The sequence below is a fragment of the Embleya sp. NPDC056575 genome, from assembly GCF_042793325.1.
Taxonomy (GTDB): Bacteria; Actinomycetota; Actinomycetes; order Streptomycetales; family Streptomycetaceae; genus Embleya.
On the sequence record NZ_JBHTVA010000009.1, the window covers coordinates 145,937 to 170,562 of the forward strand.

Genomic DNA, 24,626 nt, shown 5'->3' on the forward strand with positions numbered 1-24,626 from the left:
CGTGACCTACGACTCGCTGGTCAACCACGGCGACTACCTCTCGGCGCACTACCTGGCCGAGGTATTGCCCAAGGACCTCAAGGCCAAGGACGGTCTGCTCGCCCGGTGGGCCGCCGCCGAGGACGACGCGCGGCGCGAGCACGCGGCCGCCGTCGCCGAGGCCGAGCGCACGGGGGCTGAACCCGGATCCGTGCCGCCGCGCGCTCGCACGCCGCGCGAGAGCCTGCGTGCCCTGAACGGCCCCTACTTCGCGAGCCGGGCCGACTTCGAGCGGGACGCCGCAGTGCTCGCGGAGCCCGACGCGCCGGTTCCCGCCGACTGGGGCAAGCGGCTCACCGAGTTGCACCTGGCCACGCTGTCCGCCCTCGGCTACGCGGACGCCCACGAGCAGACGGTGACGGTTCACCGCGCCGGCCACGAGTACTCGGTGGAAGCCGTGCACGCCGAGCCGGGGCTGATCGCAATCTCGTGTGGCTGGACGGCTCGGCCCGACGCGGCCCTGGACCCGGACGGCGCCGGTCGGTTGCGGCGCCCGGTCATCCTGGAGGCCTCGGGGCGGATCACCGACGCGAAGGCGCTCACCGACTTCCTCTTCGCGTGCGACGAACCGCCGCGCTACGTGCTCCTCGTGGCCGGTGGGGTCATCGTCCTGGCCGACCGACTGGCCTGGCACGAGGGCCGCTATCTCGCCGCGGACCTGGATGCCGCGCTCAACCGCCGCGACGACCGCAACGGCGGTGAACTCGACACCATCGCCGCCCTGTTCGGGGTGGACTCGCTGCGCACCCCGGAGGAGGGCGGCACCGCACCCCTGGCCGGCTTCGTGGAGAAGTCGGGCAAGCACGCAGTGGGGGTATCCACCGAGTTGCGGGAGGGCCTGCGGCTCTCGGTCGAGTGGATCGCCAACGAGGTCCTGACCCGGCTGCGTGAAGACCACGGGATCACGCCGGGGCAGATCGACGATCCGGCGCGCCTCGCCAAGCAGCTCAGCCGCGAGTCGCTGCGTTACCTCTACCGCATCCTGTTCCTGCTGTACGCGGAGGCTCAGCCGGCGCTCGGCATCCTGCCCAGCGACTATCCCGAGTACGCGCGAGGCTATGGCCTCCAGCGCCTCGGTGACCTGGTGGTGCGCGACTTGGTCGGCGAGAAGTCCAGAACGGGCTTTCACCTGTACGAGTCCCTGGACCTGCTCTTCCGCAAGGTGGAGGAGGGTCATCGGGAGTACGGCAGTGAGCCGGAGGACGTGGCGGCGGACGCGGCCGACCGGGCGGCTACCGCAGCCGAGAACCAGGCCGCCGCATCGCTCGCTGCGGGCAGCATCTCGCAGGACGAGTACACCGAACGGGTCCGGCAGGCGGACCGGACGCGCCGTGCCGTCGCTCGCAGCGCGGATATCGGGCTGCGCTTCGAACCGCTGCGCTCCGACTTGTTCAAGAAGGACGCGGTCCGCCTGATCTCTACGGATCAGGTCGAGAACCCGCGCTATGAAGAGGGCGGAGACGAGCCCGAATTCCTGGACACCCGGCTCCGCAACGAGACCCTGCACAAGGTGTTGCGCCGGCTGATGCTCACCAAGGGAAAGGGGCGCGAGCGGGGCGGGTTCATCTCGTACGCGCAGTTGGGCATCAACCAACTCGGTGCGGTCTACGAGGGATTGATGTCCTACAGCGGTTTCATCGCCGAGGAGGACCTGTACGAGGTCGCCAAGGGTGGCGACGCCTCGGGCGGAAGCTGGATGATCCCCGCGTCCCGGGTGCAGGACTACCCCGAGGAAGTCTTCGTCGAGCGGCCCCACCACGAGACCGGGCTGCCCGTTCGGGAGGTACACCGCAAGGGTTCCTTCGTCTATCGGTTGGCCGGGCGGGACCGGCAGACCTCCGCCTCGTACTACACGCCGAAGTCCCTCACCGAGGTCACGGTCGAGCTGGCACTCAAGCACCGCCTCGACCAGGACGGCACGGTCACGGCGGCCCGCGAACTCCTCGAATGGAAGATCTGCGAACCCGCACTCGGCTCCGGTGCGTTCCTCAACGAAGCGATCGACCAGGTCGCGGCCGAGTATCTGCGCCGACGTGAGCAGGAGTTGGGCCGCCGGGTCGACACCGAGCAGCGGCAGATCGAGTTGCAGAAGGTCAAGGCGTACGTCGCCCTCCACAACGCGTACGGCGTGGACCTGAACGCCACGGCTGTGGAGTTGGCGGAGGTGTCGCTGTGGCTCAACTCCATGCACCCGGGCATGCGGGCACCGTGGTTCGGGCTGCACCTGCGACGCGGCAACTCGCTGATCGGGGCGGGGAGGAAAGTCTACCCGGCGAGCGAGCTGCCACACGGCCGGTGGTTGTTGCGCAAGGACGCCCTGCCGCCGACCGACCTTCCGTTTCGGGAGGGAGAGTTGCCGGAGGGCGCCGTTCACCACTTTCTGCTGCCGGCAAGCGGGTGGGGAGCGGTCGCGGGGGAGAGCGAGGCCAAGAAGCTCGCGGAGGAGCAGGCGAAGGCACTCGGCAAGTGGCGCAAGGGGATTCAGCGTGCGCCGAAAGCGCCGAAGCCGTTCGAGGAAAAGGGCGGCGAGCCCGAGGAGAAGCGGCAGAAGCGTTACGAGACGTGGCGCAAGCGGGCGGAGAAGTCCGAGTTGTGGCGACTACAAGGGGTTGCCCGTCGCGCCGAATTCCTGTGGAGTCTGGTCGCCAAGCGGTTGGAGCTGTCCGAGCAGAAGGTCTCACGCCGCATCGAGGTGTGGGGCGCGGATTGGTTGCAGCATCCTGACGAGGCGGTGGACAGGCAGAAGATCCTGGAGGATCTGACGGTCGCCGGCACCCCGTATTGGCGTCTGAAGACCGTGATGGACGCGTGGTGTGCCCTGTGGTTCTGGCCGCTGGACAGGGTGGCCGACCTGGTCGGGACCACCGATGCGTACAAGGTTGGCGGCGAGGTGGTCACGGGAGCGGATCTGGCGGCTCTGCTCTCCGCCGCGACGTCCGAGGCTGCGTCGCCGCCTCGTGGTGGGCAATCGTGGGAGGCGGACGCCCTCTTCCCCGATTCGGCTGACGAACAGACGGCACCCACAGACCAGGCCGTCGGCGACGCGGGACTGAAGACCCGAGGACGCGGCGCCAGCTCCGGACGCAAGGCCCAGATCACCGATCAGTGGCGCTCAACCATTCCCCTCAATGACTTCGCCGACTGGCTGGACTTCCTGGAGGCGACTCTCGGCACACAGGACGCCTTGGCCGACACGTTTCTGGCTGGGCTGGACGATGTCCCCGTGGACAAGGCGCTTCCGCGCCTGACCGCATTCGAGCGCAGCCTCGAAGGCACCCTGGGCATGGACCAGCCGTGGAAACTGCCGACGCGCTTCCCTTGGCTCAACACGGTCGAGGACATCGCAGGATCGACCGAACGCGACATCAAGGCGGAAGACGGCCACGGCTTCTTTCACTGGGAGCTTCACTTCGCGCAGGTATTCAAAGGAGAACGGGGTGGATTTGATATCCAGGTAGGCAACCCACCCTGGGTGCGACCAGAGTGGTTCGAGCACCAGGTCTTGGCTGAATTGGAGCCTTGGTTCGCGCTAGCGGATCAGCCATCGGCCACAGAAACGCGAGACAATAAAGCCGCGCTGTTGGCGAAATCTGTAGCACACCACTATTATCTTGGCGAACTGTCTTCCATGAGTGGTATCTCGGCCATGCTGGGATCGCCGGTTTCATATCCTCTGCTGGTTGGCACGCGGCCGGACCTTTACCGCGCCTTCATGAGTCAGGTATGGGGGCACTCGGGTAGTGGCGGCACCTCAGGTCTGATCCATCCGAACACACATTTTTCCGGAATTAGAGAGGGACGTCTTCGCGAAGCTGCGTATCGGCACTTGCGTTTGCATGCGGGATTTGTAAATGTAAGCAATTGGGCTTTCGAGGCCAGCAGGAATACCGAATTTGGAATTCATATCTACGGTGAAAGGCAAAGCGCCGTTCATTTTGACAGCCTGAGTCGGTTGTACGGTGTCGAACCTCTGACCGCATCTCTCGAACACGATGGACAAGGCGAAATTCCTGGCATGAAGAGGGACGGGTGCTGGGACCTGCGCCCGCACCGAGCTCGAGTCGTCACAATCGACGACGTCGTGCTTACGCAATGGCAGAGATTGACGGGTGTTCCTGGAGTTCCTACGCGACAGGCGGCCTTGCTCCAACCGGTTTCAAGCGAGGAACAAGGCGCCATTTCTGCCCTGGCGGCAGTTCGGGAACGAGTCGGGAGCCACAGCCCAAGGATTACTCAGGGATATAACGAAACATATGGCAAGAAGGACGCGTTCATTGCTTGGAGCCCGTCACAGCCCACCTTGCTTTCCGAACTGGTTCTTCAGGGTCCTCACTTTGGCATCGCCAACCCATTCAGTAAGCAGCCGAAGATCCCATGCCGAGGAAATCGTGACTGGACGAACTTTGACCCGGTCTCCTTGCCGGGCGATGCCATTCCACGTACGAATTACGTACGCCCACTTTCGTGTTCGCTGGAGTATTACGAGGATGGTCAAGACCGATGGCTGGATTATTCCCGCCTAGACCAAGCATGGGAACCCGATGCTGAGGAATGGTCGGGTCGAAGCCGAGTGCTGACGGTGGAGGAGTTGACGCTTCCTGAAGCTGAACAACGCCAGTTGCTCCGCCTACGGTCGTGGGAATCTCGGCCGTACACCCATTTCTATCGGCTCGCGTGGCGCCGCATGATTCCGTTCAACACAGAGCGGAGCCTGTTTGCCGCATTGATTCCGCCGGGCCCGGCTCATGTTGACGCTGTACACTCCATGGCATTGGCCGACAATCGCAGCACTGCTCTCAATGCGGGGTTTTGGGCTGCATTGCCACTTGATTATTTGTTGCGCATTGCAGGGCGTTCAGATCTCAGAGTTGCCGAAACCCATAAAATGCCATATGCTAACCACTCGCACCCACTAGCTGATTTTCTATTGCTTCGAACCCTCCGCCTTAATTGTCTCACTGTGGCGTATGCTCCCCTCTGGGGCGAGCTTTTCGATTCGAACTGGCCTAATGACCAGGAATGGGCTGTCGAATGGAAAAATCTGGCGCCACTCTGTGGGCGTCTGGAGCGTGCCTGGGGATATTCCGTTCCGCTCCGAACCGAGTACGAGCGGCGGGCTGCCCTAGTTGAGATCGACGCGCTTGTCGCAGTCTGGCTTGGACTCAATGCTGACGAACTCGTAGCCATTGTCAAGGCTCGATATGCGATCCTTGCTGATCGCGAATCACAGATGTGGTTCGATGCAGATGGCCGCCAATTGGCCAAGGATCCCTACGTTTACGGTCATGGTCAGACTAAAGGCGATCATGAAGCGTTCGTCGCCTATCAGAATGGTGATTATCCTAAACCCCCAATGGGATACAGGGCGCCATTCTATAAGGTTGATCGAGAACGAGAAATGCGTACCGCCCATGCCTACTTCGAGGCCCGCCTTCAGGCAGCCATCGACAAGGGTGAGTGGCAGCCCGACGTGTGAGCGACCGCGCCCCGCGCCGGGACGATGCCGGGCGGGGCGCTTGGCCTTGATTGCTCAGACCTGGGCAGCGTTCGAGAGGAACCTGCCCCAGGCGTTCGACGGCAGGGTCAGTTCTGGGCTCTGAACCAGCTTGGAATCCCGAACACGGACGGTGTGGACGCGCTCGTCAGCCCCGCGAGCGTGACCCACTTCGACGCAGTCGCCGTCGCCGCTGCTGCTGTAGCTGCTCTTGAACCAGACCAGTTCGGACTTGCTCATAGCGCTCCTCGCGTCCGCTGCAACAGGCTCACGGAGTCTTCGAGAGTGAGAGCCTGTGAACGCATCCTGGCATACCGCTTCTGGAGGACGCTGATCTCCTTCGGGTCCGCGATGAACAGACCGCCTCGCTGGGCCTCGTTGTAGGCGAACCACCGGTTCTCAGGTGTCTCCAGCAGTTGCATCGGGCCGGCCAGCCCGGCGTGCGCGGTCCGGGTCAGTGGCATGACCTGGAGCTCGACGTTACGCAACTCGGTGATCGTCAGCATGTGATCGATGAGATCTCGTGTGACCGCCGCTCCCCCCAATTGCCGCAGGAGCAAGTGCTCTTCGATGATGAAGCTATAGGCCGTGTCCGGTCGTTCCCACAAGAGTCGTTGGCGCTCCCGACGTGCCACCCACTGGGTTTCGATCTCGTCGTCGATCAACGGCGGAAGCTGGTTCAAGAACAGCACACGTGCGTACGCCTCCGTCTGCAACAGCCCCGGAACGACCCGGCATTCGTACGTGTACAAACTGACCGCGTCCACCTCCAGACGCGCCCACTGACGGAACCAGCTCGCCAACCCCGGCTGTCGGGCCAGGTGCCTGGCCGGTCCGCGGATCGCGCCGAACGCGTCCAGGGCTTCCTCCGCCCGTTCCACGAAATCCGGCGGAGGAAAGCGGCGGCCCTGTTCGATCGACGCGACCGTGGCGACCGCGTAGCGCACCTTCGGTGCGAACTCCTTCTGGGTAAGTCCGGCCCGCCTGCGAAAGGCCTTGAGCACCTCGCCGAACGACCTGAGGCTGTCCGAAGGCTCCGGTTCGCTCCCTCCGTACGGCGGTCCGCTCGCTCCGTCCGACATCGTCGCCACCTCCGCGCGCTCTGCCCCGGCCCGCATTCTCGACCCGGCAATGATCACGGGGCAGCACTCGTACTGTCCACCCAAAGCACTCGTACACGCACAATGCGTACGGGTCGCGGCTCTGGAGAGCGGCTGTCGAACACGGCCACAGTGAACGGGTGAAACCCACTCAATCGCGCCAAGTGGACGCCCCCGCACAGGTGTTCGTCCATCGCTTCAGCTCCACTCCACGCGGCGCGCGCCTCGCCCGCTACCTCGCCGTGCATCAACTCCGTGACTGGGGCGTCCCGCACTGCTCCGATGTCTCCGCCACAGCTGCTCTGCTCATCGCCGAACTCGCGGCGAACGCGGTCACCCATGGACACGTCGACAGTGGAGATTTCCGGCTTCGACTCACCCTGACCGCGTGCACCCTACGGATCGAGGTCTCGGACGCACGCGGAGGATGGTGCCCGCCCGATGTGGGGCAATTCACCGCACCTCCACCACTCGAAGCGGAACACGGTCGCGGGCTGTTCCTGGTGGCGGCAACCGCCGACCGATGGACCGTGTTCGACCGCGGCCGAGCCGGGAAGACCGTGGGTGCCGAGCTGGACCTGCCTCACTGACGTGGTCGTTCGGCGTCTATATGGTGGCCCGAGAGCGAGTGTCGGGTCACACGCGGCGACGACCGAGGGCGACGGGTGCACATGGCGGACTGGGAGGACAGCGGAAACAGGCGGGCGTCCGGGCGCGGTCTCCCTGCGGGATATCAGCGGTACCGGCTCCCGGGCGAGGACGTGGAACCACTCCAGACCGGGTTGTTCCCCTCGCTCTACCCACCCGTCGAAATCGGCAGTGACGGCTTCCCGACCGGCGTGGAGATCGAGGAGCCCTCCGACGAGGAAGGCGGAGATCGGGAGCCGTCATCCGATGCCATCGAGCTCACGGCCCCCTTCCGGCCGGAGAGCATCAAGATCGAAACCCAGGCGACCACGGTCGATCTGCTGCTGTCCCGCCTGCGCGAGGAGATGATCGACCTCGCGCCGGACTTCCAGCGCCGGGCGGGCATCTGGAGCGACGTGCAACAGAGCCGCCTCATCGAGTCGTTGCTGCTGCGCATCCCGATCTCCTCGTTTCACATGGCGCAGGATAAGAACGGGGACTGGGCCGTCGTCGACGGCATCCAGCGGCTCACCGCGATCGCCCGGTTCATGGATCCGGAGACCGTCGACATGCGACCGTTGACCCTGCGCGGCCTGGACTACCTGCGGGACTTCCACGGCAAGGGCTACGCGGATCTGACCGGCCGCCTGCGAATCCGGTTGCGGGAGACCCAACTGGTCGTGCACATCATCCAGGAGGGCACTCCGGAGATGGTGATGTTCAATGTCTTCTCGCGGATCAACACCGGCGGACTGCCCCTGAAGGCGCAAGAGATCCGGCACGCCATGATCAAAGGCCCGGCGCGTCATTTCCTGGCCGATCTGGCCGAGGACCCGACCTTCACCGAGGCCACCGCGTACAGCGTGTCGAACGAGCGGATGGCCGACCGCGAGATGGTGCTGCGCTTCATGGCGTTCCGGCTCACGGATCCGGCGGAACACACCCAACGGGATTTCGATCAGTTCCTGGTCGACGCTATGCACGGCATCAACAAACTGGATGAGCGAGGTCGCAACGAACGGGCACTCGAGTTCCGCAAGGCCATGACGTGCGCCACGGCGCTGTTCGGCGAACACGCGTTCCGGAAATGGCAGGGCGGAAAGGGTAAATCCCCCATCAACAAGGCTCTGTTCGAGACGGTCTCGGTCAATCTCGCCGCCCTGGACGACCATGAGCGTGACACCCTGGTAGCGTCGCGTGACAATCTTCTCGCGGGCTTCTTCGAGCTCATGAAGGACTGGGACTTCGACCGGGCAATCTCGGTCGCCACCGGCGACATCAAGAAGGTGCGCACGCGGTTCGGAGCCATGGCCAAACTCTTCCGGGGGGTACTGGACAGTGCTTGACCAACTGAAGCTGACGAACTTCAAGGCGTTCCAGAACGCGGCGTTACCGCTCGGACCGCTTACGTTGCTGACCGGCCTCAACTCGTCGGGCAAGAGCAGTGTCCTCCAGGCACTCGGGCTGCTCCAACAGTCGTACACGTCCGGGAATCTCGCCTACGCCAGGGAACTGGCCATGGACGGAGCCCAGCAGCGTTTCGACGACTCACACGACGGCGGGTTCCTCCTCAACGGAGAGCTCGTCGGACTGGGTACCGGACAGGACGTCCTGCACGAGAATTTCGTCGGGGACGAGCCGCGGATCAACCTCGCCGTGAGCGAAGGCGCCTATTACTACTCCTGGACCGTCGGCTACGACGCGGAACAAAACCTGCTGCCGCTGGTAGAAGTCGACATTCCCCTGACGTCGGAGAGCAAGGCCAACCGACCAGACGGGGATGCCGCGATATTTCCACGATTCTTCACAGCTGGGTTCCAGTACCTGCACGCCGACCGGGTCTCCCCCGCAGAGTTCTATCCGCGTGACCATCACGCCGCGATCGGGCGTCGCTTTCTCGGGGTACGGGGCGAGCACGCGGTCAACTTCCTGCGCCATCACGCCCGGGACGAGGTTCGGCCGGCTCGATTGCGCCACCCCTCCGCGGGGTCGGGGTCGTTGCTCGCCCAGGTATCCGCCTGGATGGGTGAACTCTGCCCGGGCGTGGACGTACAGGCGGCTGTCATCGAGGGGACCGACCAGGTCCGCCTGTCGTACGGATTCGGCGGCGGTCTGAGTACGAGTCGACGGCGACGCCCGACCAACGTCGGGTTCGGGTTGACCTATGCGCTGCCCATCGTCGTGGCCTGCCTGACCGCGCGGCCCGGATCCCTCGTACTCATCGAGAACCCCGAGGCGCACCTGCACCCGCACGGCCAGACCCGCATGGCCGGACTCGCTGCGGCCGCCGCCGCACAGGGCGCGCAGCTGATCATCGAAACGCACAGTGACCATGTGCTCAACGGTGTCCGGCTCGCCGTCAAACGAGGTGACCTCGACCCGGAGCACGCGGTGGTGCACTACTTCCGCAGCGATGGCACCGGCGTGGAGATCACCAGCCCGCAGATGGACCGGGCCGGGTTTCTCGACCAGTGGCCGGAAGGCTTCTTCGACGAGCTGGAGAACACGCTCGACCAGCTCATCGACTGACCGGCCGGGCAGGGTTGTCCAGCCGGGTCGAACCACACGGATCGTCGCGTAGGGGGAAACGTGCCGTTGCTGTTCCTGAACGAGAAATCCTGTGGATCCGAATGTGATCCCGCACGCGCGGATTCGGCCATGAACAAGCTTGTACGGGCGGTGCTGGCGGTGGCCGGCGCAGACCGCCAAGGCACGGTGCTGGTCACCGAGGAACCGATCAAGAGCCTCCAGATCGCGAACGGCCACAGCATCGGCAAGTGGAGCGGCAAGCCGAGCAGCCGGGATCTGTGGGTACGGCTGCTTCAAATGCAGAGCAAGTGGCCCCACCGAGCGGTCTTTCCGGAGGGTGAGGGTTTCTACGACGTCGACTACAGCCATCGCGGCGAGTCGGTGGTAGGGCTCGGCGCCGCCCATCTGATGGACGGCATCGGCGTGTCGTTACCGGTCGACCCCTGTTGGGACGCGCCCGGACTGACGTTGCGGCGCGATGAGATGGTGACGGGCGACGACGGGCAACCCGGCATCGAGGTCAGCGACGTCGACATTCGGCACGCTTCGTGCCCGCTGCACGTGGATACGCACCTGAGCTGGATCAAGGACTGCGCCGCGGCGGTCCGCAAGGGCGGTCTGGGGGCGGCGCGGCAAGGTTCGCACCTGTGGGAGGGGCGTACGACGCTCTTCCCCCATCTCGAATTCCTGCCGCAGGTGGAACAGAATCTGATCGGTCTGCCCGCCGCCTGGGTCGCCTCGGTGGGGAGGACACTCAGCATCCTGGACACCGCCGCAGCCGACTGGGATCCGATCACCGATCCGATTCACCCTCCGTGCGAAGTCAGGATACGTCCGGAATTCGAGGTACGCCGACGGCTCTGTTGGTTCACCGATCTCGACGGTGGCAAGCGGCTGTTCGACTGGCACGCCGACTTCGCGCCGAAGCCGGGGCGGATCCATTTCCGGCTCCTGCACGAGCAGGCCACCCTGCGCATCGCCTACGTCGGTCGCAAGCTCGGCATCGACTGAGCCACGACCGCACCCGTCGAGTCCACAGGTCGTTGCATGATCGTGGGTCCCGGCGCACGCCCGTCCGGATACCTTGATCGTGCGACCCGGCCTCGAGCGCCACCGCGGGTACAGGTCACGTGCGAAGAACGGACGGAAAGAGGACCACAGGTGCGACCGACTCTCGCCGCCGAGCAGGTACGGGCAAGTCTGAGCCAGTACCTGTCGACGACGTACGCACTGGCCGACGAGGGTACGCGGCTGGCCCTCGAGCGGTTCCTCGGTGATGCCGACGACGGCATTTTCCGTGGCCCCTACCTCCGTGTCCGCACGCCTTTCCGATCGGCCCGGAACGACGATTGGCAGCGCCATCTGACGTGGTGGCCACGCGGTTTCCGGCCACATCGGCACCAGGAACTGGCCTGGGAGCGGCTGTCCACACTCAACGGACCGGCCGAACCGACCCTGGTGACCACCGGTACCGGTTCCGGCAAGACCGAGTCGTTCCTGGTTCCGCTGCTCGACCACTGTCGACGGGAGCGCGAAGCGGGGCGCGAGGGAGTCAAGGCCGTACTCCTGTACCCGATGAACGCGCTCGCCACGGATCAGGCGCACCGCATCAACAACCACCTCGCCGATGCCAAGGACGCCCGGCTGAGGGACGCGGGTGTACGCGCCGCGCTCTACATCGGCGACCGGGCCTCGCAGGACTTCAAGCGGGCCAACCCGCGCATCGAGGTGGACCGGGAACAAATCCGCAACACCCGCCCGGACATCCTGATCACCAACTACAAAATGCTCGACCTGCTGCTTCAGCGGCCGCAGGACCAGCGGTTGTGGCAGGGATCGGCTCTCGCCTACGTCGTGTTGGACGAGTTCCACACCTACGACGGCGCGCAGGGCACCGACGTGGCGATGCTGCTGCGCAGGCTCGGTGCGATCACCGGGCTGAGCGAACCGGGCCGACCGCTCGGTGCGGTCTGTCCGGTCGCCACGTCCGCCACCCTGGGGGCAGGCGTGGAGGCAAGCGGCAACAGCATGCTGGAGGTGGCCGAACAGGTCTTCGGGGTGCCGTTCCCGCCCGAGGCGGTGGTGAGCGAAGACCGACGCAGCGTCACGGAGTTCACGGGGTCCAGCGACTTCGCACTGCCGTTTCCGGGGCCCGACGAGGTGGCCGCTTTCGGCGACCCGATCCGCGACGTCGAGGCGTTGGAACGGTTGGCCGCGGCCTTCACCGGCGTGACCGGCTCGACCCCGGCGGAACTGGGAGCATTGCTGCGGCGGCATCGATTGACCGCGGCCATCCTGGAGATCCTCGACGGACGCCCGTGCACCCTGGCCGAGGTCATGGAGGTCCTGCCCCGATACGCCTACCACTGGGGCGTGGCCGTACAGCAGCGGCCGAGCGTCGCGGCCCAGGCTCTCGCCCGCTACATCGCGCTGTTGTCGACGGCCCGGGATCCCGACGACCCGCAACGTCCGTTGTTGTCCATCGAGATTCACCACTGGGTGCGATCGGTATCCAGGGTCCTGCGCGGGGTCACCGCGGCGCGAGCCGAGTTCCAGTGGGACGACGAGCGGATCACCTCCGGCGGCCGACGGGCTCGGCCGATCCGGGGCACCCAGGAATCGAGACCGACCGAGAACGGGGACGCCGCCCCCGCCGACGACAGCGCGCCGGCCCCCGCCCAGGTGTTCCTGCCGGCAGTCTTCTGCCGGGAGTGCGGGCGCTCGGGATGGGCGGCCCTGTCCCCGGAATCGGATCCGGCCGAATTGGACATGAACGCCACGAAGATCCGCCGCGCGTCGGTCGGACGGGACAAGCGTCGTGTCCGGAACATGATCGCGGCCACCGTTGCGCAGGCATACGACACGGCGCTCGCCAGGGAGACTCCTCGCAGCGGCCCGACCGTCATGGTGCTCGACGCGTTGAGCGGTCGCCTGCGTCCCGTGTCGCCGGAGCGCGACTTCGAGACGTCGCGGGACGGCGGGCCGCGCGCGGCGAAACCACTACGCGACGGCGCGTTCGTGGTAACCGATCTCGCCGACGACCGAGCGGCCGAGCGGGATCAGTGCCCTGCCTGCCGTACGACCAATGCGATCCGATACCTCGGGACGGGTCTCGCGGCGTTGGCAGCGGCCTCGATCACCCAGCTCTTCACCGGTGGCGAACTCGACGAGAATCTCAAGGAGGACAAGACCCTCCTGTTCAACGACTCCGTCCAGGACGCCGCACACCGGGCCGGATTCGTCGCGAGCCGCGCGTACACCTTTTCGTTCCGTTCCCTGCTCGCCAGCCGGATCGCGGAGGACGAGCCCATCGCGCTCAGCGACCTGGCGGCGGATCTGATCACGGCCGTGGGGGACAGCAAGAAGGTGCAGGCGGCGGTGATCCCACCGGACCTGCACACGGTGCGCGGAGTGGACACCCTGCTCGCGGGACGCAGCCGAGGATCCCGCGACACCTGGGAATTGATCGCCGAACGGCTCGCATTCGGAGCCGTCATGGAGTTCGGCCTGCGTTCACGACAGGGCCGCACCCTGGAACTGACCCGGACCGTCGCGGCGGACGTCCCCATCACGGACCCCGACACCGTGTACGACATCGTGCGCGATCTCCTTCACACCATTCCCGGTGATGTCGCGCTGCCGGACGGGTCGCACCCCGGCCCCGAGCGCTATCTCGGCCACGTGCGGGGGCTTTTGGAGCGGCTGCGCATTCGCGGTGCGATCCGGCACTCGTGGCTGGACGGCTGGATCGACCAAGCCGGCGTGCGGCGCTGGCTGATCTGGGGCGGGCGGGCGACCGGCATGCCCGCTTTCGGCCCACGCCTGTCGGCCCCGGCGTTCCTGTTGGGTTCTCCCAAACCGAGGTCCGACGATTTCGACGTGCTCACGGGACGACTGGGCTGGTATCAGGACTGGACCCGGCGCAGCCTCGGGTTGCGTGCCGACGCCGCCAACGCCTTTCTGGTCCGGTTGCTGCCTGCGCTCGCCGACGCCGGGGTGGTCTCGGTCCGTACCGCCAAGGACGGCGCCACCCGGGTCTACGGTCTCCAGCCCGGTCACATCCAGGTGCGCAAACTGGACGACGACAGCGTGGCGGAGGCGTCCGTGCACTGCCCGGTCTGTTCATGGGAGCAGACGATCCATCCCGAACTGGGCGACCACTGGCATGCCCAGCCCTGTCCGCGCTATCGGTGCGGCGGGTCCCTGCGCATCGGTCCGGACCTCGAAAGCGGCATACGCGGGCGGGACTTCACCAAGGACTTCTACCGGCGGATGTATCGCGAGGCCGGCGTCTTCACCATCAACACCGCCGAACACACCGGCACCCTCAGTCGTCCCGAACGAGAGGCGGTTGAGCAGGCGTTCAGGGCCGGGACCAGCGCCCATTACGCCAACCCGCAGGTACTCTCCTGTACGCCGACGCTCGAACTGGGCATCGACATCGGCGACCTGTCCGCGGTGGTGCTCGCCTCACTGCCGAAGGGGCCGGCCAGCTACGTCCAACGCGTAGGTCGGGCCGGACGGCGCAGCGGCAACGCATACTTGCTCACCATGGTCGACCGCGGCCCCCGCGACCGGTATTACCTGGCCGATCCTCGGCTGATGATCGCCGGAGACATCCAACCACCGGGATGTTTCCTGTCCGCCGTCGCAATCCTGCGTCGCCAATACCTGGCCCATCTGCTGGACCTTGCCGCCGCCGAGCGATTGCCCGCCCCGGATGACGACCTGCCGGTGCCGCCGTTGCCGCGCCTGGCCACCGACCTGTTCGGCCCGTCGGCCTGGATGCCCGAGTTCGAGCATGCGGCGCTCGCCGCGGGTGCCCGCCTGGTCGAGGACTTCCTCGCGCTCTTTCCTGCCTACAACGAGGATCGAGGCACGGGGGTGAGCCCACAGGCCGCCAACGCACTGCGGGCTTACGCATGTGGGGGGATCTCCACGGCCCTGAACGAAGCTCGGCGGGCCTGGGAGAACCGTCGTGAGGAGTTGCGACGCCGGATCGATGCGATCGACAAGGCCCATGGGGAGCTCGTCGCCGGTGACCCGGAACACCAGCGGCAGGGCCGGGAATTGCGCGCCGAGCGTCGGGCCGTCGCCCGCCGGGCGGGGGAAATCAGTCGCGACACCGCGCACGGCGCGCTCATCGACTTCGGCCTGCTGCCCAACTACAGCCTGGTCGATTCCGTCACCGAGTTGGAGGCCACCCTCACCTGGAAGGAGAACGGCGCCGACGGGGGGGCCGAGCACCACAGCAAGGTACTCAAGTACGACCGCTCGGCTCGATTGGCGCTGGAGGACTTCGCGCCCGGCAACCACTACTACGTGCAGGGCTACAAGCATCGGATCTCGGGCCTGGACATCGGCAGTGCGGATCGGCCGGCCTGGACATGGTGGCGGATCTGCCCCGACTGCGGGCACGTACGCACCCACCGCGCACAAGCCGACGCCTCGGTCTGCCCGCGCTGCGCCGGCACCGCCATCGGCGATGTCGGCTGCCTGCACCGGGTCCTGGTGCCCCAGCGGGTTCAGGCCCGGGACCAGCGCGACGACGTGCGGGTCCGTGACGACTTCGACGACCGTGAGCGTCGTCACTACACGATCGTGCCGGCGGTGGACATCGCCCAAGAGGACATCGACGAGGCTTGGCGACACAAGAAGGCCACGTTCGGCTGGGAGTTCACTCGCCAGGCGATGATCCGCCACATCAACGTCGGGGTGGCTCGGGTCGAGGGAGGGGCCGAGGACTCGTTCGCCGGGCGGGTGGTACGGCTGAATCCTTTCTGGGTCTGCGACGCCTGCGGCCACGCGGACGCGGACGGCGGGCCCCCGTCTGACCATGGGAGTCCGGTACCGGTCAGCCCCTCGAAATACCACCGGCCCTGGTGCCCTCGGATACGGGAAACACTCGGCGACACCCGTGCAATGCGAGCGGGCGTCAAACTGCTTCTCGCCCACGAGTTGCGCAGCGAGGCGCTACGCATCCTCATTCCCGCCGTCACGGCGCACACCGAGGAACGACTGGTGTCGCTGAAGGCGGTCGTGTTGGCGGGCATCGCCCGCAGCTACGGCGGTGACCCGGACCACTTGGCGGTGGTTGCCTCCTCGATGGCGGATCCGGACGGTGGTCCGTCGGGGGCGAATCGGCATTACCTCGTGCTGTACGACACGTTGCCCGGTGGGACGGGCTACCTGCACCGCCTTGCCGGTCCCGAGGGTCTGCGCGACGTCCTGACCAGAGCGCGCGGAGTCATCGAGACGTGCGTGTGCGTCTCCGAGGGGCGAACGGCGTGCCACCGCTGCCTGCTGCGGCATGTGACCGACAGCGAGTATGAGTTGGTCTCTCGTGAACACGCGCTCGACATGCTCGGCGAACTTCTCGGGCGCGAGGGCGAGGGATGGCGGATCGAGCCGGTCGCCACCACTCGCGAGATCACCCTGGTCCATCAGGTGGAAAGCGAGCTTGAAGCGCTTTTCCGACGTGGCCTGTTCGAGTGGGCCGAGCGCACCGACGACGTGAGCGTGCGTTCCGCGCTCAGCCCGGACGGGGGCCGCGACATAACGCTGCGCTTCACGGCACCGGACGGCAGGGTCAGCGGCTGGCAGATGGAGACGCAGACCGACCTCGGCTTCACCCGCCCGGACGTGGTCTTCCGCAGCCTCGACAACGATCGCCGACGGGTGGCGGTCTACCTCGACGGCTTCAAATACCACGCGAGTTCGGAGTACAACCGGATCGCGGACGATGCGATGAAGCGCACCCGGCTGCGGGCCGATCGCGGTTGGCAGGTCTTCCAACTGACCTGGGACGACGTCCGGATCTGGACCGGGCAGGCAAGGGAGCCCACCGATCCGGTGTGGGCGCCCTACCACAACACGGCACGCAAGACCGCTTCGGACATTCACCGGCGTCTGCATGCCGGTGACCCCCGTGACCTGCCGCGGTTCGTGTGGACCAATCCGGTCGAGACCCTGATCGGCTATCTGACCAGCCCCGACCCCGATCTGTGGCGCCGTCGCACGCAAAGCGCGCTGGCCGGATTCGCCGCCGTATCGGCGACCAGCAGGGCACTCGCGGATGGTCCCGAGATCGCCCGACACGTCTCGGACGCATTGGCGGGGAACCGATTGGCAGGCGGCCGGGGGGCCGTGCAGATCATGGCGACCAGGGACGCCGCCGGTTGCCCACTGACCATCGCGCTCGACCTGCGAGTGGGTCAGTCCGCAGCCGCCTGGACGGCGCTCACCGTGCTCGACGACAGCGCACAGGCCGTGGGTGGTGACCGGCAGGCGCATCGCAGGCGGTGGCAGGCTTGGTTGTACTGGACCAACCTCTTGCAATTCCTCAACGACGGCGACGGCGACGGCGTGCAACTCGCGACGAGCCAACTGACCGGCTTCGACCCGGTCGAGCTGGCCGTGACCGGTGGCGCGGGTTGGCTGGCCTCGCGACGAGCGCACGCGGTCGACACCCCTGAAGGAGGCCACACGGGGGAATCGGTTTCGAAGCCTCGACGCGAAACCGACGCGGTGGTCGCCGCGTCGGATGGGGCACGGGACGACGGTTGGGACGAAGTCCTCGCCTACCTCGTGGAGGACCCAGGATTGCCCGAACTGGCCGAAACACTGGCCGACATGGGCATCCCCGCGCCGCTCGCCGGATTCGAGCTGGGCGATGCGGCGTGGCCCGCCGAACTTGCCTGGCCCGAGCATCGGGTCGGCGTGGTGCTGGCCCATCGGCCGGATGCCGACGGTGCGCCCGACAGTGACGCCGAGGCGCGTGATCAGGCCTACGCAGCCGCAGGTTGGATCGTGCGGACCGCAGCCGCGTGGACGGCCGTGGAACTCGCCGAAGCGCTGACGCACGCGCCGCGAGCGGCACACCACGTGGACGGGCACGACGACCGGGAGGACCAATGAGCAGCGCCGACACGCCGACCTCGGGCGCGACTCTGCGTCTGCTGGACAAGGCCGACAAGGAAATCGTCAAGCTGGACCGGGCGATCGTCGGCGCGGTCTACAAGTTCCAGCACGAATTCCGCAAGAATCCGAACGCGCCCGGCTTCGATCTCAAGCCCCTCAAGGGCGACGGCCGGCTGTGGTCGGCGCGGGTCAATCGCCAGTATCGGGCGTTGTTGCTGCGCTTGGCCGGCAACGACTGGCTGCTCGTCTCGGTGAAGGACCGGGCCAAGGTCCATCAGCACCTGGATCGCCTGGCCTACGGCATCAACCAGGTGACCGGTGCGATCGAGTATGTCGACCTCCAGGATGTCGAGAAGGATGTTCTGTACCGGGCGACTCCCGCCCCATCACCGGTGGCCGAACCGGTCACCGAGGAACGGCCGGCCACACCCGAGCCGCTGTTCGCGCGGTACAGCGCCGAGGAGTTGGCGGCGCTCGGCGTGGCCGAACCGCTCATCCCCATCGTCGCGAAGCTGACCACCGACGACGAGCTTCTCGGCCTCGCCGAGTACGCCCCCCGGCACACCGGCGAGGTCCTGCTCAGGCTGCGCGACGGAGTTCCGTATGAGCAGGTTCGCGAACAGGTCACCGAGCCCGTCGCGGCCGAGCAGGACGAGAGATTCGACGTCGAGGACTGGCAGGCGGCCGTCGGGCGCTCGCAGGCCGTGATCGTCACGGACGACGAATCGCTGCAAAGCATCCTGGACGAAGGGGATTTCGGCCGCTGGAAGGTCTTCCTCCATCCTTCCCAGGAGAAGTTGGTGCATCGCGATTTCTCGGGCCCCGCGCGGGTGAGCGGCGGGCCGGGTACAGGAAAGACCATTGTCGCGTTGCACCGGGTGAAGCATCTCGTCGACCGGTTGCCCCCCGGGCACAACAAGCCCGTTCTGTTGACGACGTTCAACAAGAACCTGGCCGCCGATCTACGCGCTCGACTGATCTCCCTGGGCGGTCCCGAGACGCTGTCGCGCGTCGAGATCACTCACGTCGACCAGCTTGCGAGACGAGTCGTCAGCGAGTCCGATCCTGGTCGGTCCAAGCGACGTATAGAGGATGGCCAGGCACTCGACGAGTGGCGTCAACTCCTGGTGGAGGCCGGCGAGAACCGTTGGGACGCGGAATTTCTGAGCGACGAGTGGAATCAGGTGATTCTCGGGCAAGCGGTCACCTCACGTGCCGACTACTTCCGCGTCCGAAGGGCGGGTCGGGGGCGCAGCCTTTCACGCACAGAGCGGGCGGAAGTCTGGCAACTCGCCGAACGCTTCACCCAGCGCCTGGACGTCAAGGGGTTGGAGACGCATCGGCAGGTCGCCGAGCGGGCAGCCCAGCTCGAGATCGCCCGGAAGGCCAAGATCGACAGCCGGACGCGGCGGGACGCGGATCGAGGCGGCCCCGGCAACATTCATGTCGAATCCGGGTCTGGGGCCTGGCTGCGCTACCGCTATCGGCACATCGTCGTCGATGAGGCACAGGACCTCGGCGCGGCCCACTGGAAGATGCTCCGTGCGATGGTACCGACCGATCGAAACGACATTTTTCTGGTCGGTGACACCCACCAAAGGATCTACGACAACCAGGTCACCCTCGGCAGCCTGGGTGTCAACATCCGCGGGCGGTCAGCCAAGTTGACCCTCAGTTATCGCACGACCCGGGAGATTCTCAAGTCGGCGGTCGGGGTCCTGGAAGGCGTCGACTACGACGACCTCGACGGCGGCGGTGACGACCTTGCCGGGTATCGATCGGTGCTGCACGGAGTACGTCCCGTCCTACGTTCCGCGGCGAGCTGGGACGCCGAGATGGATCTCGTGCTGGAGCAGCTCGGGGAGTGGCACGACGTCGCCCGCGAGTCCGTGGCGATCTGCGTGCCGACGAATGACATGGTCACGCAGATGGCCTACCGACTTGCCCAACGAGGCATCGTATCCACAGAGATCACGCAGGACGGCCCCCGCCACGAAGAAGGGGTGCACGTTGGCACCATGTATCGCTTCAAGGGGCTCGAATACCAACGCATGATCATCGCGGGCGTCTCCGAGGGCCTGGTACCGAGGTCGGCGGTGGAGCACTGGGCGCGCACCGATCCGTCCCGGCACAAGCGTGAATTGCAGCGGGCCCGCTCGCTGTTGTTCGTCGCCGCAACCCGAGCCCGGGACGCCTTGGCCATCTCCTGGCATGGAGAGCCGAGTCGGTTCCTTCGCTCCTTGGGAGCGAGGAGCAGCGCTGTGCACCGATGACGTGTCAACAGGTGTGATCACTGCGAACGTTCCCATCCTCCTCGGCGGTGTTAACGGCGTCGACAGTGCTCATGGCTGCCGGGCGCGTGAACCGGCGGGAAGGTCGGCTTCCACCGAGCCTTGTTGACGCGGTGCTCGAAAAACAGCGTCGGCGCCGGCTCATCGAGGCGACAGATCGCGGCCTGCGGCGCCGGGTGAAGGGGTCGGTGTGATGGTGGCCATAGGTGATCAGCGACCCTGAGCGCCGGACGCACCGCTCGACAGCAGGTTCCATAGCGGAGAGTGACCGGTAGCTTGAGAGCCTTCGCGCGCACCTGACGCCCGCCATGTGCGCCCGTGCTCACCTTGTGCTCACCTTCGATGCCCGGCGAGGAGCCCCAGGCTTGGCACAAGTGCGAACATGCTGGTCACCGCATTGGAAGCGATGATCGACGGGTGGGCCGTCAGGGGATCGAACCCTGAACCCGCGGATTAAAAGTCCGCTGCTCTGCCAATTGAGCTAACGGCCCCGTCGGGCGTCCGGCGGTGATCCGCTTTTTGCCCACCGGCAGAGTACCGGTATCGGATCGAACATGCTGCGAGTATCCCCGGACACGCCGTGACCTGCGGGGATGTGGACTCGCACGGGCGGGAGCGCGGGGCGCCGCGAAACGGCCGGAGTGTACGAAATGGACGCACATACCGCCTACCCCGGTTACCGCGTGCCCCGAGGCGCCGGCGGCGCCGACAACGACGATCGGTCCGGGAGGGGTGTTCGCCCCCTCCCGGACCGATCGTCGTGCGACGCGGTCGGTCTAGCCCGGTCGGATGGCCGCGTAGAACGGCATCGAGTCCAAGGGGGCCTCGGTCACGTTCTTGCCGGGGCGGGGGGCGTGGATGATCTTGCCGTTGCCGATGTACATGCCCACGTGCGAGTTGTCCGAGAAGTAGAACACCAGGTCGCCCGGCTTGAGCGCGTCCTTGGAGATCCGCGGGCCGTCGTTGACCTGGGTCCACGTGGTGCGGCTGAGCGAGACGTTGGCGGCTCGCCACGAGGCCTGGGTCAGGCCCGAGCAGTCGTACGAGTCGGGGCCCACACCTCGCGGCGCGTACGGCTTGCCGATCTGGGCCCGCGCGAACGCGATCGCGGCCGCGGCCCGGCCGGACACGGGGACGTCCTTGCCCGTCGTCGGCGGGTCCGCCTTGTCGCGCGAGCTGCGGTCGGTCTCGGTGCGCGAACCGGCGTCGTTCTTGTGGTCGTTCGAGTCGAGGACTTCCTTCTGCTGCTGCGCGGTGAGCGTGTTCAGCAGGCGCTGTGCCTCGGTGAGCTTGTTCTGGATCTCGCCCTTGTGCCGGTTCAGCTCGGTGCGCAGCTTCTCCAGTTCCGCGAGCTGCGAGGAGGCCTCGGTGCGGTCCTGCTGGAGAACTCGGGCCTGCGCCGCGATCTGCTTCAGCTTCGCGGCCTGCTGGCCGTCGAGCTGGGACAACATCTGCGACTTCTGCAGGTAACCCTCGGGGTCGCCGCTGAGCGCGAGCGAGAGCGACGGCGGCAGACCACCGCTGCGGTACTGGTTGGCCGCCAGGACACCGATCTGGTCGCGCAGCGTGTTGAGCGCGGCCTGTTCCTCGGTGATCCGTGACTGGGTCTGGTTCGCGGTGCCCTGCTGCTTGGTGATCTGCTCGTCGACGCGGTTGGCGGCTTCGGTGGCCTTGATCGCCTCGCTGTGCAGCTGGTTGACGCGGTCCTTGGTCTGCTGGAACGACTGCGCGGGGTCCGCGCTCGCGGTGCCGGCGAAGGTCATCACACCGGTCATCGTCGCGGCGGCCGTGACCACGGTCGCGGCGGTACGCACGGCGGTGCGCGGCTTGGGCTTGCGGTGCTGCCCGGATCGACGCTGGGACGCCACTGGCGGCGGTCTCCTTCCTCGGCCGCCTACCGGGTTAGCTGACGGGTTCGGGCGGAAGAAGGCGCCCTACGGTGCCGAAGCACCGATTCACCCCAGGGACTGTGAAGGGTCCCCGGTTCCGGCTTCGTGTCGCGGCGACCGCGGTTGCCCACCGTCACCGAAACCCGTCACCGAATTCGGCGGAGGCGATCGTGTCGACCGGGTGGCCGACGTGGAGCCGATCGCCTATCGCAGAACGATAGTCACAGGCGTGTCACGACCCTCACCCCGAGTCTCTGCATTACCAAAACTTTACCAAGAGTTCCGTTTCACCCGTCGTCGTATCACAGGAAAAGCACTCGGAATCCCGAAAGTCGATCTTGGACCGTTTTGGCAACGATTGGTGGCAAGGAGCCGCCGTCCGACCTCCGCAAACGTCGCCGCACCCGCGAAATGGGCCGACGGCGGGGTTACCACGCGCGAGGTTCCGCCGTTTCGCCGGGCTTGCCGGTCCTTTTCGAACCGCACATTCGCAAGGCCCGGCCGATCCGAGGCGAATACGCGACCTCGAGCGACATCGAACAGGTGTGGACAGACCCCGAACCCGGATTCGAAAATCGCCCCTCGCCTCGGCGCCGCGCCCACTACCCCGACACCGACCGCCCCGCCGTCGCCACCGCCAGGTCGCCTTCCGCTCCCACACGCGCGTCGTACTCCGCCCGCGCCTCGGCGATGCGTTCCTGATGTTCCTCGGTCCAGGTGACCAACGAGCGGATCGTGGTGTGCAGCGTGGTCCCCATCGGGGTGAGCGCGTAGTCCACCCGAGGCGGCACGACCGGATACACCGTGCGGCGCACCAGGCCGTCGCGTTCGAGTTGGCGCAGCGTCACGGTGAGCATGCGCTGGCTGATCCCGTCGATCTCCCGCCGCAACTCGGTGAAGCGCAACGTACGGCTCTCCAGGATCGCGATCACCAGAAGGGACCACTTGTCGGCGACTCGGTCGAGGATCTGCCGGACCTCGCACCCCTCGCGCACGTCCCACTGGAGGGCGTCGTAGTCCTCCTGGTTACTCGGGCAGGGGGTCGGTTCCTTCGAAGTGCCTTCTTCCATGGAAGTCGATGCTGCCGAAGGATGGGGTCGGTTACAAGAGGGAACCGGGTTCGTCCGAAGAACCGACCCCCGGTACCCCGATCGCACCGCGATCCCACCGCGATCCCACCCACCCGCGTCCCGAGGGGCTGTCGCATGTCCACATCCACGTCCACACCCGGCAGCGCCACCGAATCCGCCCCCGAATCCGCCCCCGGCGACGCCCCCGCCGGCCGCATGAGCCCCCGCGCCTGGGGCATGCTGCTCGTCCTCTGCGGCGCGATCTTCCTGGAGGGCATCGACGTCGCGATGCTCAACGTCGCGCTGCCCACCATCCGCGACGACCTGGGCATGTCCACCGGTGGCGTGAGCTGGGTGATGAGCGCGTACGTGCTCGCCTACGCCGGCTTCATGCTCCTCGGCGGCCGTACCGCCGATCTGCTCGGCCGGCGGCGGATGTTCCTCTTGTGGCTGACCGTCTTCCTGGTCTTCTCCGGCCTGGGCGGATTCGCCACCGAGGGCTGGATGCTGATCGTGGCCCGCTTCGTGACCGGCGCCTCGGCCGCCTTCATGACGCCCGCCGGGCTGTCCATCATCACCACCGGCTTCCCGGAGGGGCCGCAGCGCAACCGGGCACTGCTCTTCTACGCGGGCACCGCCGCGGGCGGCTTCTCGCTCGGCCTGGTGATCGGCGGACTGCTGACGGCGATCGACTGGCGGCTGGTGTTCTTCGTACCGGTCGCGCTCGCCGCGGTGATCCTGGCGGCGGCGTCGGCGCTGATCCCCCGGGACGAGCGGCCCGAGTCCGGTGGGGGCTTCGACCTCGTCGGCGCGATCGGCGTGACCGGCTCGATGTTGCTGCTGGTCTACGGCGTGGTCCGGCTCGAACACCCCGCCGACGGCCCGGGCTGGACGATCGTGGCCTTCGCGGGCGGGCTCGCCCTCCTGCTCGCCTTCGTGGCCGTCGAACGCCGCACGGCGAATCCGCTGGTACGCCTCGGCATCCTGCGCTCGGGCGCGCTGGTCCGAGCGAACCTGGGCGCGATGTTGTTCGCGGGCTCGTTCTTCGGCTTCCAGTTCATCGCGGTCTTCTACCTCCAGGAGATCCGCGGCTGGTCGACCCTGGAGACCAGTTTCGCGCTGCTCGCGGTCGGGGCGGACGCGGTACTCGCGCCGACGCTGACACCGAGGCTGGTGGAGCGCTTCGGGAACCTGCGGGTGATCCTCGGCGGGATGGTGGCCGCCGCCGCGGCGTACGCGCTGTTCCTGTCGATCGACGGCGACACCTCCTATGTGGCGATGTTCCCGACGATGCTGCTGCTCGGTCTGGCCTTCGCGCTGGCATACGGCCCGCTCACCATCGCCGCGACCGACGGCATCGACGAGGACGAACAGGGCCTGGCCGGCGGACTCCTGTACACCGCCTTCCAGTTCGGCGCGGCGCTGGGCCTGTCGACGGTCACCGCGGTCCTGGCCGGTGCGGGCGGCTCCGAGCTGGACGGCTTCCGGACCGCGCTCATCGTGCCGCTGGTCGGGGTGGCGCTGGGCGCGGCGGTGACCGCGTTCGGACCGCGCGGGCGGCGGCCGGCCGCCTAGCGCGTGTCGCCCCACAGCCGACGAAGCCGCTCGCCCCCGGGGGGGGGGGGGCGGGGGGAGGGGGAGGAGGCCCCCCCCCGGGGCCCCCCCCC

Annotated in this window: 12 protein-coding genes, 1 tRNA gene and 1 riboswitch; of the genes, 8 read left to right on the forward strand and 5 right to left on the reverse strand. The window is 66.8% G+C overall.

What is annotated here, in order from left to right; genetic code table 11:
- Position 1: 1 nt before the first annotated feature.
- Positions 2 to 5,515 (forward strand): Eco57I restriction-modification methylase domain-containing protein, encoded by a 5,514-nt coding sequence (locus ACFRCG_RS09495; protein WP_380030213.1) that lies wholly within the window; start codon positions 2 to 4, stop codon positions 5,513 to 5,515.
- A 54-nt stretch (positions 5,516 to 5,569) separates the two neighbouring features.
- On the opposite strand, the gene ACFRCG_RS09500 is transcribed toward ACFRCG_RS09495, so the two are convergent.
- Both ACFRCG_RS09500 and ACFRCG_RS09505 read right to left on the reverse strand, forming a co-directional pair.
- Positions 5,570 to 5,773, reverse strand: a complete 204-nt coding sequence (locus tag ACFRCG_RS09500) for a DUF397 domain-containing protein (RefSeq protein WP_380030214.1) — start codon at positions 5,771 to 5,773, stop codon at positions 5,570 to 5,572.
- Complete coding sequence (locus ACFRCG_RS09505) at positions 5,770 to 6,615, reverse strand: Scr1 family TA system antitoxin-like transcriptional regulator (RefSeq protein WP_380030215.1); 846 nt, start codon at positions 6,613 to 6,615, stop codon at positions 5,770 to 5,772. Before ACFRCG_RS09505 ends, ACFRCG_RS09500 begins: the two co-directional genes overlap by 4 nt.
- 158 nt (positions 6,616 to 6,773) lie before the next feature.
- Between ACFRCG_RS09505 and ACFRCG_RS09510 the strand changes: the two genes are divergently transcribed.
- From ACFRCG_RS09510 to ACFRCG_RS09535, 6 genes are all read left to right on the forward strand, one after another.
- Positions 6,774 to 7,223 (forward strand): ATP-binding protein, encoded by a 450-nt coding sequence (locus ACFRCG_RS09510; RefSeq protein WP_380030216.1) that lies wholly within the window; start codon positions 6,774 to 6,776, stop codon positions 7,221 to 7,223.
- A 171-nt stretch (positions 7,224 to 7,394) separates the two neighbouring features.
- Positions 7,395 to 8,606, forward strand: coding sequence for a DUF262 domain-containing protein (locus ACFRCG_RS09515; RefSeq protein WP_380030217.1), 1,212 nt, complete (start codon positions 7,395 to 7,397; stop codon positions 8,604 to 8,606).
- Complete coding sequence (locus tag ACFRCG_RS09520) at positions 8,599 to 9,789, forward strand: DUF3696 domain-containing protein (RefSeq protein WP_380030218.1); 1,191 nt, start codon at positions 8,599 to 8,601, stop codon at positions 9,787 to 9,789. The genes ACFRCG_RS09515 and ACFRCG_RS09520 overlap by 8 nt, the downstream gene beginning before the upstream one ends.
- A 60-nt stretch (positions 9,790 to 9,849) precedes the next feature.
- Entirely contained in the window at positions 9,850 to 10,800 is a 951-nt protein-coding gene (locus ACFRCG_RS09525) for a hypothetical protein (protein ID WP_380030219.1), read from the forward strand.
- Between the two features lie 150 nt (positions 10,801 to 10,950).
- Entirely contained in the window at positions 10,951 to 17,706 is a 6,756-nt protein-coding gene (locus ACFRCG_RS09530) for a DEAD/DEAH box helicase (protein WP_380030220.1), read from the forward strand.
- On the forward strand, positions 17,703 to 19,982 hold the full coding sequence (locus ACFRCG_RS09535) for a UvrD-helicase domain-containing protein (protein WP_380030221.1): 2,280 nt from the start codon (positions 17,703 to 17,705) through the stop codon (positions 19,980 to 19,982). The genes ACFRCG_RS09530 and ACFRCG_RS09535 overlap by 4 nt, the downstream gene beginning before the upstream one ends.
- A 436-nt stretch (positions 19,983 to 20,418) precedes the next feature.
- Here ACFRCG_RS09535 and ACFRCG_RS09540 read toward each other — a convergent pair.
- The 3 genes from ACFRCG_RS09540 to ACFRCG_RS09550 all read right to left on the reverse strand — a co-directional run bounded on the left by ACFRCG_RS09540 (position 20,419) and on the right by ACFRCG_RS09550 (position 22,959).
- Positions 20,419 to 20,491: transfer RNA gene (locus tag ACFRCG_RS09540), tRNA-Lys, on the reverse strand.
- 285 nt (positions 20,492 to 20,776) lie between these two features.
- Positions 20,777 to 21,868, reverse strand: a complete 1,092-nt coding sequence (locus ACFRCG_RS09545; RefSeq protein ID WP_380030223.1) for an NlpC/P60 family protein — start codon at positions 21,866 to 21,868, stop codon at positions 20,777 to 20,779.
- Positions 21,869 to 21,876: 8 nt separating this feature from the next.
- Positions 21,877 to 22,015, reverse strand: a riboswitch (cyclic di-AMP (ydaO/yuaA leader).
- A 476-nt stretch (positions 22,016 to 22,491) separates the two neighbouring features.
- On the reverse strand, positions 22,492 to 22,959 hold the full coding sequence (locus ACFRCG_RS09550; protein ID WP_380030224.1) for a winged helix-turn-helix transcriptional regulator: 468 nt from the start codon (positions 22,957 to 22,959) through the stop codon (positions 22,492 to 22,494).
- A 216-nt stretch (positions 22,960 to 23,175) separates the two neighbouring features.
- On the opposite strand from ACFRCG_RS09550, the gene ACFRCG_RS09555 reads away from it, so the two are divergent.
- Positions 23,176 to 24,534, forward strand: coding sequence for an MFS transporter (locus ACFRCG_RS09555; RefSeq protein WP_380030267.1), 1,359 nt, complete (start codon positions 23,176 to 23,178; stop codon positions 24,532 to 24,534).
- Positions 24,535 to 24,626 lie beyond the last annotated feature (92 nt).

Excerpts from the sequence above, each read along its gene's own strand:
- ACFRCG_RS09555 (WP_380030267.1), top strand. The coding sequence starts at position 23,176 with ATGAGCCCCCGCGCCTGGGGCATGCTGCTCGTCCTCTGCGGCGCGATC.
- ACFRCG_RS09535 (WP_380030221.1), top strand. The coding sequence starts at position 17,703 with ATGAGCAGCGCCGACACGCCGACCTCGGGCGCGACTCTGCGTCTGCTG.
- ACFRCG_RS09550 (WP_380030224.1), bottom strand. The coding sequence starts at position 22,959 with ATGGAAGAAGGCACTTCGAAGGAACCGACCCCCTGCCCGAGTAACCAG.
- ACFRCG_RS09500 (WP_380030214.1), bottom strand. The coding sequence starts at position 5,773 with ATGAGCAAGTCCGAACTGGTCTGGTTCAAGAGCAGCTACAGCAGCAGC.
- ACFRCG_RS09505 (WP_380030215.1), bottom strand. The coding sequence starts at position 6,615 with ATGTCGGACGGAGCGAGCGGACCGCCGTACGGAGGGAGCGAACCGGAG.